The organism is Pseudomonas sp. Ost2 (assembly GCF_018326065.1).
Lineage (GTDB): Bacteria > Pseudomonadota > Gammaproteobacteria > Pseudomonadales > Pseudomonadaceae > Aquipseudomonas > Aquipseudomonas gingeri.
Map to the genome: position 1 here is coordinate 454,057 of NZ_AP021904.1, position 13,748 is coordinate 467,804.

The following is a 13,748-nucleotide window of genomic DNA, read 5'->3' on the forward strand; positions in this document are numbered from 1 at the left end:
GCAGTTCGTCACGGCTGCCGGGCAGCCGTGTCCGGTGATAGTCAACGCACTCGCACATAGGTGCCGGGTGCTGCCTCCATGGGTGGGTAGTTCGCATTGCCCAATGTCATCCGGGTTTCTTCCAGGGCGCCGGAGCGGGCCTGGATCCACTCCAGCCACTGCGTCCACCAACTGCCCGCCACCTGCTTGCCGTCGTAGTACCAGGCCCGTGGGTCGCTGCTGAGCTTGGGGTTGTCGATGTAGTTGGCCTTGGGGTTGTCCGGCGGATTGAGGATGCTCTGCACATGGCCGCTGTTGGACAGCACGAAGCGGCGTTCGCCACCCAGCAGCAGGGTCGAGCGATAGACCGCATCCCAGGGCGTGATGTGATCGTTGATGCCGCCGACGCTGAAACTGTCGACCGTGACCTTCTGCAGGTCGATGGGCGTGCCGCAGACTTCCAGGCCGCCGGGATGACTCAGCGGGTTGTGCTTGAAGAAATCCAGCAGGTCGCCGTGCAGCGCCGCCGGCAGGCGGGTGTTGTCGTTGTTCCAGTAGAGGATGTCGAAGGCCGGCGGTTCCTTGCCCAGCAGGTAGTTGTTGATCCAGTAGTTCCAGATCAGGTCGTTGGGCCGCATCCAGGCGAAGACCTTGGCCATGTCCCGGCCATCGAGCACGCCTTGCTGGTAGGAGCGGCGCTTGGCGGCCTCGAGGGTCTGCTCGTCGGCGAACAGGGTCGCCGGGCTGTCCAGCTGGCTGTCGAGCAGGCTGACCAGGTAGGTGGCGCTGGAGACCCGGCGCAACTGGCGCTTGGCTTGCAGATGGCCTTGCAGGGCGGCGATGGTCAGGCCGCCGGCGCAGGCGCCCATCAGGTTGACCTCGCGAGCGGCGGTGATCGCCCGGCAGACGTTCAAGGCCTCCTCCACCGCCTCGACATAGGTCGACAGGCCCCACTCGCGATGCCGTACGTCCGGGTTACGCCAACTGACCACGAAGACCTGCAGGCTGTTCTTCAGGGCGTACTGGACAAAGCTGTTGCCGGGGCTGAGGTCGAAGATGTAGTACTTGTTGATCTGCGGCGGCACGATCAGCAGCGGTTTCGCATACTGCTTCTCGCTCATCGGTCGGTACTGGATCAGTTCCAGCAGTTCATTGCGAAACACCACCGAACCCTGGGTGGTGGCCACGGTCTTGCCGACTTCGAAGGAGTGCTTGGTGACCTGGCTGGGCAGCCCGTTGTTGTGCAGCAGGTCGTTCACCAGGTGGCTGATGCCGCGCACGATGCTGTTGCCGCCGGAGTTGAACAGTTCCTTGACCGCCAGCGGGTTGAGCAGGGTGTTGGACGGTGCCACCGCATCGTTGAGCAGGGCGAAGATAAAGTGCGCCCGGGCCCGGTCGTCCTGGCTCATCTGGCTGTCGTCGATCCAGTGCCGGACCTGGTTCTGCCAGGCCAGGTAGGCTTGCAGGCTGCGTCGGTAGAACGGGTTCAGGCTCCACGCCGGATCGGCGAAGCGCTGGTCCTGGGGGTTGGGCTTGTGCGGCGTTTCGCCAAGCAGCACCTTGCCCAACTGGCCACCCAGGGCCAGCGCGTGTCGCGCGGTATGCAGCGGATTGCGCAGGCCGTGGGTGGCGACGCTGCGCAGGGTGGAAAACAGATCCCGGCCGCGCAGACCGGTAATCGCACTTTGCGCGTTGATGAACGCGGCGGGGGTGGGCATCGAACCCGTCGCTGGTTTGTCTCGCATGAGTCAACACTCCTTCGTCATCAAGCTATCAACCAATACATCGCACCAGGTGGACGAGATCGTCGGCCCTGGCCTCTGTTGCACTCTGCCGGCGTCCTGCCGGAAGGCTTACTGCTAATTGAAGCTCCTGGGCTCTGTACGAAAACTGCCTGCGCACTGACCATGCTGCGTTGAAAGCAGGCTCGCCTGATCACCGCTTGGCGAGGTCCCGTACGGACCCTAGGTACTCTTGAAGGGCGCCGGCTGCGGGTGCATGACCGCCCGCAGACGTTCTTCCTCGAGAAATTTCATGATGATGGGAGCCACGGCTTCGGCCCGGGTGATCAGGAATAAATGACCATCATCGATTATGTGTAGCTGGGCATTGGGAATACGCCAGGCCAGCAGGCGCATATTGATCAGCGGAATCAGCGGATCGTCGTCGCCGGCCAGCACCAGGGTCGGCTGGTGGATCTTGTGCAGCCAGTGAATGCTGGTCCAGCCGAGGCCGGCGAACAGTTGCCAGTAGTAGCCCAGCTTGCCCGCCGAGCGCACCTTGGCGGCGTGTTCGGCGGCCAGGTTCGGGTCACGCCGGAACGCGCCGCCATAGATGGTCGGGGCGATGCGAATGACATGGGACGGCTGGATGTAGCGGCGCGGGCTGGCCATGTTCCACAGCACCTTGGGCTTGCCCGGGACCATGAACGCGCCGGCGGCGGTGGCGGCGAGGATCAGCTTCTTGCAGCGCTCCGGGTAGTCGTAGGCGAACTGCTGGGCCAGGGCGCCGCCCCAGGACACGCCGACCGCGTTGACCTGGCCATAGTCCAGGTAATCGAGCATGCGTGCACTGAGCTTGGCCAGGCCGGGAAAGCGATAGGGGCGGTTCGGCGTGGAAGAGCCGCCGACGCCAGGGACGTCGAAGGCAATCACTTCCAGGTCCGGGTCCAGCGCCTGGACGAACGGAAACACCAGCTCCAGGTTGGCGCCGATGCCGTTGAAGATCAGCAAGGGCGTCAGATGAGGCTTGCCGGGGCGAACCGCAGTACGGATGGTCTGGCCATCCAGGTCGATGGTTCGGAAGATGAACGGTTGCGGCATGCTTGAAGCCCTGTGATCGGATCGGTTTTCTGCTTCGACGCTGTTCTTGTGGGAGCCGGGTTGCTGGCGATTGCGGCCTGTCGGTCAGCGAGTCCGCCGCCTGACACACCGCTATCGCCAGCAAGCCGGCTCCCACGGGAGGGACATGGATCTAGCGTTCGTGCACGTAGGTCCCCGGTGCCGCCTCGGCCGATGGGTAGGCCTTGCTACCCAGGCTGGTCGGCGACTTCTTCAGCTTGCCCGAGCGCTCGGCCAGCCAGGTCTGCCAGTACAGCCACCAGGAGTCGGTGTGCTTGGTGGAGTTTTCCTGCCAGTCCTCGGCCTTGGCCGGCATCTCGTCGCTGGTCATGTAGCGCGACTTCGGATTGCCCGGCGGGTTGAGGATGCTCTGGATGTGCCCGCTGCTCGAGAGCACGAACTCGACCTTGCCGCCGAACAGCTGGGCCGACTTGTAGCAGGACTTCCAGGGGGTGATGTGGTCGTTGGTGCCGGCCAGGGAGAAGATGTCGGCGGTGACTTTCTTCAGGTCGATCGGCGTGCCGCACACTTCCAGGGCATCGGCGCGTACCAGCGGGTTGTTCTTGAACATCTCGATCAGGTCGCCGTGGAACGCGGCCGGCAGGCGGGTGGTGTCGTTGTTCCAGAAGAGGATATCGAACACCGGCGGCTCGTTGCCGAGCAGGTAGTTGTTGACCCAGTAGTTCCAGATCAGGTCGTTGGGACGCATCCAGGCGAAGACTTTCGCCATGTCGCTGCCCTCCAGCACGCCGGCCTGGTAGGAGTGGCGCTTGGCGGCTTCCAGGGTCTGTTCGTCGACGAACAGCGCCACCTGGGTGTCGAGGGTGGTGTCGAGCACGCTGACCAGCAGGGTCAGGGAGTTGACCTTCTTCTCGCCGAGGGCGGCGTAATGGCCGAGCAGGGCGGTGCAGGTGATGCCCCCGGAGCAGGCGCCGAGCATGTTGACGTCCTTGCTGCCGGTGATGGCGGTGACCACGTCGACGGCTTCCTTCAGCGCCTCGATATAGGTCGACAGGCCCCACTCGCGCTGGGCCTTGGTCGGGTTGCGCCAGCTGACGATAAAGGTCTGCTGGTGGCTGCGCAGGCAGAAACGCGCCAGGCTCTTGTCCGGGCTGAGGTCGAAGACGTAGAACTTGTTGATCTGCGGCGGCACCACCAGCAGCGGGCGCTCGTGCACCTGTTCGGTGATCGGCCCGTACTGGATCAGTTCCAGCACGTCGTTGCGAAACACCACCGCGCCTTCTGTGGTGCCCAGGCTCTTGCCGACCTCGAAGGCGCCCATGTTCACCTGGCTGGGCATGCCGCCGTTGTGCACCAGGTCCTTGGCCAGGTTCGACAGGCCGTCGAGCAGGCTCTTGCCGCCGGTCTCGAAGAAGCGCTTGACCGCCGCCGGGTTGGCCGCGGTGTTGGTCGGCGCCATGGCCTCGGTCATCAGGTTGATGACGAAGTGCCCGCGGCTGATGTCCTGGGGCGAGAGTGAACTGTCACCGATCCAGTCATGGAGCTCCTTGCGCCAGGCCAGATAGGTTTGCAGGTAGCGTTTGTAGAGCGGGTTCTGGCTCCAGGCCGGGTCGCAGAAGCGACGGTCGTCGCTTTCCGGTTGCAGGCTCGATTTGCCGAGCAGCACATTCTTCAGTTCGACGCCGAAATGGGCGACGTGCTTGACGCTGTGGATAGGTTGCTTGATGGCTTGGGCCAATACCATTCGTGCAGAAGTCAGAAGGTCCTTTCTACGCAAGCCGACGACGGGGTTCAGGCCCAGGGTGTTTTCCGAGGCTTGAAGCTTGAGGTCATCGCTATTCTTGTCACTCATCTACGACGCTCCATTGTCCTGAGACGAGTACCGGGTAAGGCTGTGCGACTGGGCACAACGAATGCCAAGTACTGCTGCTCGGGTGACCGGTTGATTGCGCATCGTTAAATGCACGGAACTTGCCAGCTCCATTGGTTACCCGAGTTTAATTTTTTTCGCAAGCGGACCGAACGTCAGCCCTGCCGCCGGGTATTGGATCAGAACAAATTAGAAAATACGCCCCAAACGACAAGATGCCCGTTCTAGAGCATCAGGCGGACGATCGACTCGGATGGGTCGCGGGATTTTCCGGCGGCCTTGAGTTCGGCAAGATAATCGGCCCACAAGTCATCCTGACGACAGGCCAGCTGGTAGAGGTAGTCCCAGGTGAACAGTCCGCTGTCATGACCGTCGTCGAAGGTCAGTTTCAGGGCGTACTGGCCAGCGGGCTCGATCTTGCTCAGGCCGACACCGAGCTTGCCGAATTGCAGGATCGGCTTGCCGTGGCCCTGGACCTCGGCGGAGGGGGAGTGCACCCGCAGGAACTCGGCGGGCAGGTGGTATTCCTCGCCCGGACCGTAGCTGAGGGTCAGGGTTTTCGAGGCCTTGTGCAGGTTGATGGCGGTGGGTATCGGGGTGCTCATTGAACGCTAACCTGTGTGCAGGAGCCTCCTGGAGGAGCTGGCAAGCCGGCTCCTGCAGGGGCCGTGTTCGGCCATGAAAGCAGCGTTCCCATAAGGAACGGCGTATTCCCTAGAGGATATACCGCGACAGGTCTTCGTTCTGCGCCAATTCACCGAGGTGGCTGTTGACGTAGGCGGCGTCGATGCGAATCGGCTCGGCACCCTGGGCGCCCGCCAGGTCGCCGGCGCTGAACGAGACTTCCTCCAGCAGGCGCTCGAGCAGGGTATGCAGGCGACGGGCACCGATGTTCTCGGTCTTCTCGTTGACCTGCCAGGCGATTTCCGCGAGACGCTTGATACCGTCGGGCTGGAACTCGATGCTCAGGCCTTCGGTTTTCAGCAGTTCGCGATACTGCTCGGTCAGCGAGGCGTGGGGCTCGCTGAGAATGCGCTCGAAATCTTCCGGGCTCAGGGCCTTGAGTTCGACACGGATCGGCAGGCGGCCTTGCAGCTCCGGCACCAGGTCGCTCGGCTTGCTCAGGTGGAACGCGCCGGAAGCGATGAACAGGATGTGGTCGGTCTTGACCATGCCCAGCTTGGTGTTGACGGTGCAGCCTTCGATCAGCGGCAGCAGGTCGCGCTGCACGCCTTCACGGGAGATGTCGGCGCCGCCGACATTGCCGCGCTTGGCGACCTTGTCGATTTCGTCGATGAAGACGATGCCGTGCTGCTCGACCGCTTCCAGGGCCTTGGCCTTCAACTCTTCGTCGTTGACCAGGCGCCCGGCCTCTTCGTCGCGGACCAGCTTGAGCGCTTCCTTGACCTTGAGCTTGCGGTTCTTGCGCTTGCCCTTGCCCATGTTGGCGAACAGGCTCTGCAACTGGTTGGTCATTTCCTCCATGCCCGGTGGCGCGGAGATATCGACGCCGGCGTGTTCCGCGACCTCGATTTCAATCTCCTTGTCATCCAGCTGGCCTTCACGCAGGCGCTTGCGGAACAGCTGGCGGGTATTGGAGTCCTGGCTCGGCGCGGCGTCTTCATTGAAGCCCATGCGTGCCGGTGGCAGCAGGGCGTCGAGAATGCGCTCCTCGGCGGCGTCTTCGGCGCGGTGGCGGACCTTGACGATCTCCTGCTCGCGCAGGAGCTTGATCGCGGCGTCCGCCAGGTCGCGGATGATCGATTCGACATCACGGCCGACATAGCCGACTTCGGTGAACTTGGTCGCTTCGACCTTGATGAACGGGGCGTTGGCCAGCTTGGCCAGGCGCCGGGCGATTTCGGTCTTGCCGACACCGGTCGGGCCGATCATCAGGATGTTCTTGGGGGTTACTTCGACGCGCAGCTCTTCGGGCAACTGCATCCGGCGCCAGCGGTTACGCAGCGCAATGGCAACGGCGCGCTTGGCATCGTCCTGGCCGATGATATGGCGATTGAGTTCGTGGACGATTTCGCGGGGAGTCATGGACATGATATGTGGGGTCCTCAAGCGGTAGTGATCAGCGTAGACACAGGTCTGGCACTGCTTTATTCCGCGAGGTCCTGCTCCTCAATAGTGAAGTTGTGATTGGTGAATACGCAAATATCACCGGCGATCCCGAGGGCGGTCTCGACGATTTCCCGGGCCGACAGTTCGGTCTTCTTCAGCAGCGCGCTGGCCGCGGCCTGGGCATAGCCACCGCCGGAGCCCATGGCGATCAGGCCGTGTTCCGGTTCGACGACATCGCCGTTGCCGGTGATGATCAGCGAAGCGTCCTTGTTGGCGACCGCCAGCATGGCTTCCAGGCGGCTCAGGGAGCGATCGGTACGCCACTCCTTGGCCAGTTCGACGGCGGCCCGGACCAGATGGCCCTGGTGTTTTTCCAGCTGGCCTTCAAAACGCTCGAACAGGGTGAAGGCATCGGCGGTGGCCCCGGCGAAACCGGCGAGCACCTGGCCATGGTAGAGGCGACGGACTTTTTTCGCGTTGCCCTTCATGACGGTGTTGCCCAGGGAAACCTGGCCGTCGCCGCCCATGACGACTTTGCCGTGGCGACGAACTGAAACGATGGTGGTCAAGGGAGAGTCTCCACGCAGCGGGGCGAAAATGCCTGATGGAAACTGATATGGGGATGGTGCCGGGATTTTCAACCGGAAGTAGGGCGGAGGGACGAATGGTGTAGGAAGGAGGGATGGATCTCGTCGTGCAATTCAACCGCGGGAGCCGGTTTGTCGGCTCCCGCGGGTTCGGCTTTCAGCGACTCTGGCGCTGTTGTAACAATAGGTTGCTGAAACCGCTGCCGGCCAGCTGTTTCTGCGCGGTGGTCAATTGTTCGCGGTTGCTGAACGGGCCGACCAGTACCCGGTACCAGGTCTCTTCCTTGACGGTGCCGGACTCGACCGACACCGCCTGGCCGAGCAGGATGATCTGCGCGCGGACCTTGTCGGCATCGGCTTCCTTGCGGAACGAGCCAGCCTGCAGGAAGAACTGCGTCACCGCGGCCGGTGCCGGCTTGGCCACGGGTGGCGGCGGTGGCGGGGTGATCCCGGCCAGGGCCGCCTGGGCGCGCGCGGTGTCGATCTTGGCCGCTTCGGCCGGGGTCACCGGCGTGGTCGGCGTCGGCACGGTCTGCGGCGTCGGCAGGGTCTTCTCCGGCACGGCTTCCGGCGGCACGATGACTTCCGACTCCGGCAGCAGGGTGTAGAAGTCGTACTTCGGCTTCACCGGCTGGGTCGGGCTCGGCGGGGTCTTGTTGGCCTCGGCGATCTTGGTCGCTTTCTGCTGTTCCTGCTTGACCCGCTTGACGTCATCGCCCTTGCCCGGCTCGAGTTTCATCAGAAACACGATAAAGGCGCCCACGCCCAGCCCGATGGCCAGCCACAACCAGCCCGGGATCGGCTTCTTCGCAGGAGCTTGGTAACGGCTGGCGCCACGTTTGGGTGCGGGTTTTTTCTTGGCAGCCAACTTACATACGCTCCAGAGTTTCCAGGCCCAGCAGCTCCAGGCCTTGCTTGAGGGTGCGGCCGGTCAGCGCGGCGAGACGCAGGCGGCTCTGCATCCGCGCCGGGGTATCGGCGGTCAGGATCGGGCAGTTCTCGTAGAAGCTGGAGAACAGGCCGGCGACATCGTACAGGTAGGTGCAGAGGATGTGCGGCGTGCCTTTGTCGGCGACGCTGTTGAGGACTTCGCCGAATTGCGCCAGCCTGGCCGCCAGTTCCTGCTCATGGGCGGCTTCGAGCACGATCTGGCCGTCGACTTCGCTGAAGTCCTTGCCCAGCTTGCGGAACACACCGGCCACTCGGGTGTAGGCGTACAGCAGGTACGGCGCGGTGTTGCCTTCGAAGTTGAGCATCAGGTCGAAGTTGAAGCTGTAGTCGCTGGTGCGGTGTTTGGACAGGTCGGCGTACTTCACCGCGCCGATCCCGACGACCCTGGCGATGTCGCGCAGGTCGTTCTCCGGCAGATCCGGGTTCTTTTCCCTGACCAGGTTGTAGGCGCGCTCGCGGGCTTCGGTCAGCAGGTCGATCAGCTTCACGGTGCCGCCGTCGCGGGTCTTGAACGGCCGGCCGTCGGCGCCGTTCATGGTGCCGAAGCCCATGTGCTCCATTTCCATCGGATGGCCCACGAAGCCGGCCTTGCGTGCCACGGCGAACACTTGCTGGAAGTGCAGGGCCTGGCGCTGGTCGACGAAATACAGCGCGCGGTCGGCCTTCAGCACATTGCTGCGGTAGCGCACGGCGGCCAGGTCGGTGGTGGCGTAGAGATAGCCGCCGTCGGCCTTGACGATGATCACCGGCAGTGGCTCGCCGTCGGCGTTCTTGAACTCGTCGAGGAACACGCACTGGGCGCCGTTGCTCTCGACCAGCATGCCCTTGGCCTTGAGGTCGTTGACCACGTTGACCAGGTCATCGTTGTAGGCGCTTTCGCCCATGACATCGGCCATGGTCAGCTTGACGTTGAGCAGTTCGTAGATTTTCTGGCAGTGGGACAGCGAGATGTCCTTGAAGCGGGTCCACAGCGCCAGGCAATCCGCATCACCGGCCTGCAGCTTGACCACCAGGCCACGGGCGCGGTCGGCGAACTCGCTGGACTCGTCGAAGCGCTGCTTGGCGGCACGGTAGAAGTTCTCCAGGTCCGACAGCTCGTCGCTGGTGATCGGGTTTTCCTGCAGGTAGGCCATCAGCATGCCGAACTGGGTGCCCCAGTCGCCGACGTGGTTCTGGCGGATCACGGTGTCGCCGAGGAACTCCAGGACCCGCGCCACGCCATCGCCGATGATGGTCGAACGCAGGTGGCCGACGTGCATTTCCTTGGCGAGGTTGGGTGCCGACAGGTCGACCACGGTGCGCTGCGCCGGGCCGGCCTTGCGCACGCCGACACTGGCGTCGGCCAGTGCGGCATCGAGGCGCGCGGCCAGGGCCTGGGTGTTCTGGAAGAAGTTGATGAAGCCCGGGCCGGCGATTTCCGCCTTGCTGACGTTTTCATCGGCCGGCAGTGCGGCGATCAGCTTTTCCGCCAGGTCGCGCGGCTTCAGGCCGGCGGGTTTGGCCAGCATCATGGCGATGTTGCTGGCGAAGTCGCCGTGGGTCTTGTCCCGGGTATTTTCGACCTGGATCGCCGGCGTCAGGCCATCAGGCAACACACCTTCGTTGACGAGTTGGGTGAGGGCTTGCTGGATCAGCTGGCGAATGGTGTCTTTCATGGTCTTCTCTTTCGACCGCAAGCGCGGCGGCGCTTCGATGCGCAGGTGGAAAAACTGGGCATTATCCGTTGCCAGGGCGAGCTTGCCAACCGGTTGCGGACTTGTGGTGGTACGCAGGCCTCCCTTCGCGGGCAAGCCCGCTCCCACAAATTCGTGTCATACACAAGATTTATACTCAAGCCTGACCTGTGGCAGCGGGCTTGCCCGCGAAGAGGCCATCCCGTTCAGTACAAGTCCACCGGATCGACATCCAGCGACCAGCGCACCTGGCGTCCGCTGGGCATCTGTTCCAGCGCCAGCAGCCAACTGCTCAGCAAGCGGTGCAGCGGCGCCCGGGCATTGGCCTGCAGCAGCAATTGCGCCCGATAGCGTCCGGCCCGGCGCTCCATCGGCGCCGGCACCGGCCCCAGCAGCTCGATGCCGCCCAGGCTCATGTCCGCCAGCAGGCGTTCGGCCTCGCTGCAGGCTTCATCGAGGAAACCTTCGGCCTGCCCGGGCTTATGGGCTTCGGCGCGCAGCAGTGCCAGGTGGGCGAAGGGTGGCAGGCCGGCGGCGCGGCGCTCGCTCAAGGCCTGTTCGGCAAAGGCGAAGTAACCCTGCTCGGTGAGCTGGATCAACAGCGGATGGTCCGCCAGGTGGGTCTGGATAATGACCTTGCCCGGCTCCTCCGCGCGTCCGGCCCGGCCGGCCACCTGGACGATCAGTTGCGCCATGCGCTCGCTGGCGCGGAAATCGCCGGAAAACAGCCCGCCATCGGCATCGAGGATCGAAACCAGGGTCACCCGCGGGAAGTGGTGCCCCTTGGCAAGCATCTGCGTGCCCACCAGGATGCAGGGCTGGCCTTTCTGGATCGTCGCGAAGAGCTGGTTCATCGCGTCCTTGCGCGAGGTGCTGTCACGGTCGACCCGCAGTACCGGGTAATCGGGGAACAGGATGCCCAGCCGCTCTTCGGCGCGCTCGGTGCCGGCGCCCACCGGGCGCAGGTCGACCTTGCCGCATTGCGGGCAGTTGCGCGGGACGCGTTCAACATGGCCGCAGTGGTGGCAGCGCAGTTCGCCATAACGCTGGTGCACCGTCATGCGCGCATCGCAGCGCTCGCACTCGGACATCCAGCCGCAATCGTGGCACAGCAGGGTCGGGGCGAAGCCGCGGCGGTTGAGAAACACCAGGACTTGCTGGCCTGCCGCCAGGGTCTGGCCGATGGCTTGCTGCATCGGTCCGGAAATGCCGCTGTCCAGCGGGCGACTTTTCACGTCCAGGCGCAAAAAGCGCGGCTGCCTGGCGCCGCCGGCCCGCTCGTTCAGGCGCAGCAGGCCGTAGCGACCGATATAGGCGTTGTGCAGGCTTTCCAGGGACGGGGTGGCCGAGCCCAGGACGATCGGGATGTTTTCCTGCCGGGCGCGCACCAGCGCCAGGTCGCGGGCGTGATAGCGCAGGCCTTCCTGCTGCTTATAGGAGCCGTCGTGCTCTTCATCGATGATGATCAGCCCGGGATTCTTCATCGGCGTGAACAGCGCCGAGCGGGTGCCGATGATGATATCGGCCTCGCCGTCCCGTGCCGCGAGCCAGGCATCCAGGCGCTCGCGATCATTGACCGCCGAGTGCAGCAGGGCGATCCGCGCGTTGAAGCGTTGTTCGAAGCGCGCCAGGGTCTGGGGGCCGAGGTTGATCTCGGGGATCAGCACCAGGGCCTGTTTGCCGGCTTCGAGGGTTTCGCGGATCAGTTGCAGGTAGACCTCGGTCTTGCCGCTGCCGGTGACGCCGGCCAGGAGAAAGGCGTGGAAACTGTCGAAGCCGGCGCGGATCGCCGTGCAGGCGGCGCGTTGTTCGTCATTGAGCGGCAGCTCCGGTTGCGCCAGCCAGTGTTCGTGGCGCTCGCCGGGGGCATGGCGGCGGATCTCCACCTGCACCAGGTCCTTGGCCAGCAACAGGTCGAGGCTGTCCTTGCTCAGCATCAGTTTGCTCAGTAGCTGATGAGCGACGCCGTGTGGGTGCTGGGCCAGCGTGGCCAGGGCTTCGCGCTGGCGCGGTGCGCGGGCGATGCGCGGGTCGTCGAGCCTGGCGCCGGGTGCGATCGACCAGAACCGTTCCTGGCGCGCCTCGGCCGGTTCGCCCTGGCGCAGCAGCACCGGCAGGGCCCAGCTCAGGGTGTCGCCGAGGCTGTGCTGGTAATACTGGGCCGTCCACAGGCACAGCTTGAACAGCGCGGGCGGCAGCGGGGGCGTGGCATCGAGCAGGGCCAGCGCCGGCTTGAGCTTTTCCACCGGCACTTCGCTGTGGTCGGTGACTTCCACCAGGATGCCGATCATTTCCCGGCGGCCGAACGGCACCCGCAGGCGCATGCCGGGATGCAACTCACTGCGCAGCACGCCCTGGGGCGCGCGGTAATCGAACAGGCGGCGCAGGGGGGAAGGCAGGGCAAGGCGCAGAATGGCGTCGGGCACGCGGTTTTCTCGGGTGGTGTAATGAAGAAGGGCGGGAGCCTAGCAGACGGCCGGTGTGCGTGACAGCTTGCTTCATTTTGCAGGGCTGGTATTATCGCCGGCCAAATTACGTGCGGTGTTCAACAATAGTGTTGGGCGGCGGCACGCTAGCCGAGGAAGTCCCCATGAAAGCTGATATCCATCCAGAATACCCAGCAGTTGCCGTTACTTGCAGCTGCGGCAACAAGTTCGAAACCCGTTCGACTTTCGCCAAGCCACTGGCAATCGACGTGTGCAACGAGTGCCACCCGTTCTACACCGGTAAGCAGAAGACCCTGGACACCGGCGGCCGCGTTCAGAAGTTCGCCGATCGTTTCGGTGCATTCGGTGCGAAGAAGGCCTAAGGCTCTTTTTCCTGGACGGCCTGCTGGGCTGCTCCACGCTGAGAGCTTCATGCTGCAAAAAAAGGCGCTCCTTGTGGGCGCTTTTTTTATGGGCGCGATTTGGCAGGCGCAGGCTCAGGCGTTCTGTCCTGCAGTGCCAGGCGCTGCGCGGGTCGAGGTACAGCGGGTCATCGACGGTGACACCGTGCGTCTGAAAGATGGTCGTAGCGTGCGCCTGGTCGGCATCAATGCACCGGAACTGGGGCGCAAGGGGCGGGCCGCCGAACCCTTTGCCGAGGCGGCCCGCCAGCGTCTCCAGGGCCTGGTGAAGGAAAGCGGCAGCCAGGTCGGGTGGGTGGCAGGTCGCGAGCGCCGCGACCGCTATGGCCGCATCCTGGCGCATCTGTATGGTCGCGACGGCATGAATCTCGAAGCGCGGCTGCTCGCCGAGGGCTTGGCTTACCAGGTGGCCGTCGCGCCCGACGACGATTTGTTCGAATGCCAGCAGCTCGCCGAGCGCCAGGCCCGGCAGCTCGGGCTTGGGCTGTGGAAACGTCCCTCTGTACTGAAGGCGGATCAGATCAGGAAGCCCGGTTTTGCCCTGCTCAAGGGGCGTGTGAGCAATATCCGACGCAATCGTGGCGGGTTATGGATCGAATTGCAGGGGGCAGTTGTACTGCATGTCGCACCCGATCGGCTGGAGCGATTCGACTCCGTCTCGCTCGAGGCGCTCAAGGGCAGGCAGATCGAGGCCCGTGGCTGGCTGGTCGAGCGTGGTGGTCGAGGCGCGCCGCGCCAGCGGGGTGCGCGCTGGTTGTTATCGCTGAATCATCCCGGAATGCTTCAGGTAGCCCGTTGAGAAAAAATTGTAGACATTTTTATTGTCGATTGTGAACAGTTTGGCCCTTGTGTTACGCGGCTCTTGGGCCAAAGTCGTAGGGTGCGGCCCTTGACACCTGTGACTGGTCAGTCTTGTGAGGACTTTGCGACACGCGTATCCTCGGCGGTCCGTCAGTCCCACAGTAAAAA

The 13,748-nt window shown here is 63.9% G+C and carries 11 protein-coding genes; 2 read left to right on the forward strand and 9 right to left on the reverse strand.

The window, feature by feature from the left end; genetic code table 11:
* Window positions 1–41 precede the first annotated feature (41 nt).
* From phaC (KI243_RS02030) to KI243_RS02070, 9 genes are all read right to left on the reverse strand, one after another.
* The gene (gene phaC, locus KI243_RS02030; RefSeq protein ID WP_177083503.1) at window positions 42–1,724 is read right to left on the reverse strand and encodes a class II poly(R)-hydroxyalkanoic acid synthase; all 1,683 of its coding nucleotides are present in this window, start codon (window positions 1,722–1,724) and stop codon (window positions 42–44) included.
* 219 nt (window positions 1,725–1,943) lie between these two features.
* Window positions 1,944–2,801: a poly(3-hydroxyalkanoate) depolymerase gene (gene phaZ, locus KI243_RS02035; RefSeq protein ID WP_103032937.1), complete on the reverse strand. Its 858-nt coding sequence runs from the start codon at window positions 2,799–2,801 to the stop codon at window positions 1,944–1,946.
* Between the two features lie 151 nt (window positions 2,802–2,952).
* Complete coding sequence (phaC, locus tag KI243_RS02040; protein ID WP_017126924.1) at window positions 2,953–4,632, reverse strand: class II poly(R)-hydroxyalkanoic acid synthase; 1,680 nt, start codon at window positions 4,630–4,632, stop codon at window positions 2,953–2,955.
* Window positions 4,633–4,874: 242 nt separating this feature from the next.
* The gene (locus KI243_RS02045; protein WP_017126923.1) at window positions 4,875–5,255 is read right to left on the reverse strand and encodes a DUF971 domain-containing protein; all 381 of its coding nucleotides are present in this window, start codon (window positions 5,253–5,255) and stop codon (window positions 4,875–4,877) included.
* A gap of 109 nt (window positions 5,256–5,364) precedes the next feature.
* A complete protein-coding gene (gene hslU / locus KI243_RS02050) occupies window positions 5,365–6,702 on the reverse strand; it encodes an ATP-dependent protease ATPase subunit HslU (protein WP_212810392.1) in 1,338 nt (445 codons plus the stop codon).
* A gap of 56 nt (window positions 6,703–6,758) precedes the next feature.
* On the reverse strand, window positions 6,759–7,289 hold the full coding sequence (gene hslV / locus KI243_RS02055) for an ATP-dependent protease subunit HslV (protein WP_042935626.1): 531 nt from the start codon (window positions 7,287–7,289) through the stop codon (window positions 6,759–6,761).
* 175 nt (window positions 7,290–7,464) lie between these two features.
* On the reverse strand, window positions 7,465–8,175 hold the full coding sequence (locus tag KI243_RS02060) for an SPOR domain-containing protein (protein ID WP_177083501.1): 711 nt from the start codon (window positions 8,173–8,175) through the stop codon (window positions 7,465–7,467).
* A gap of 1 nt (window position 8,176) precedes the next feature.
* Window positions 8,177–9,913 (reverse strand): arginine--tRNA ligase, encoded by a 1,737-nt coding sequence (gene argS, locus KI243_RS02065; protein ID WP_103032939.1) that lies wholly within the window; start codon window positions 9,911–9,913, stop codon window positions 8,177–8,179.
* A 224-nt stretch (window positions 9,914–10,137) separates the two neighbouring features.
* Window positions 10,138–12,357, reverse strand: coding sequence for a primosomal protein N' (locus tag KI243_RS02070; RefSeq protein WP_103032940.1), 2,220 nt, complete (start codon window positions 12,355–12,357; stop codon window positions 10,138–10,140).
* 164 nt (window positions 12,358–12,521) lie between these two features.
* On the opposite strand from KI243_RS02070, the gene rpmE reads away from it, so the two are divergent.
* Window positions 12,522–12,740 carry a 50S ribosomal protein L31 gene (rpmE, locus tag KI243_RS02075; protein WP_007925855.1) on the forward strand — a complete coding sequence of 73 codons (219 nt, stop codon included), beginning with the start codon at window positions 12,522–12,524 and terminating at the stop codon, window positions 12,738–12,740.
* 49 nt (window positions 12,741–12,789) lie between these two features.
* Window positions 12,790–13,578 (forward strand): thermonuclease family protein, encoded by a 789-nt coding sequence (locus tag KI243_RS02080; protein ID WP_212810393.1) that lies wholly within the window; start codon window positions 12,790–12,792, stop codon window positions 13,576–13,578.
* Window positions 13,579–13,748: the final 170 nt, after the last annotated feature.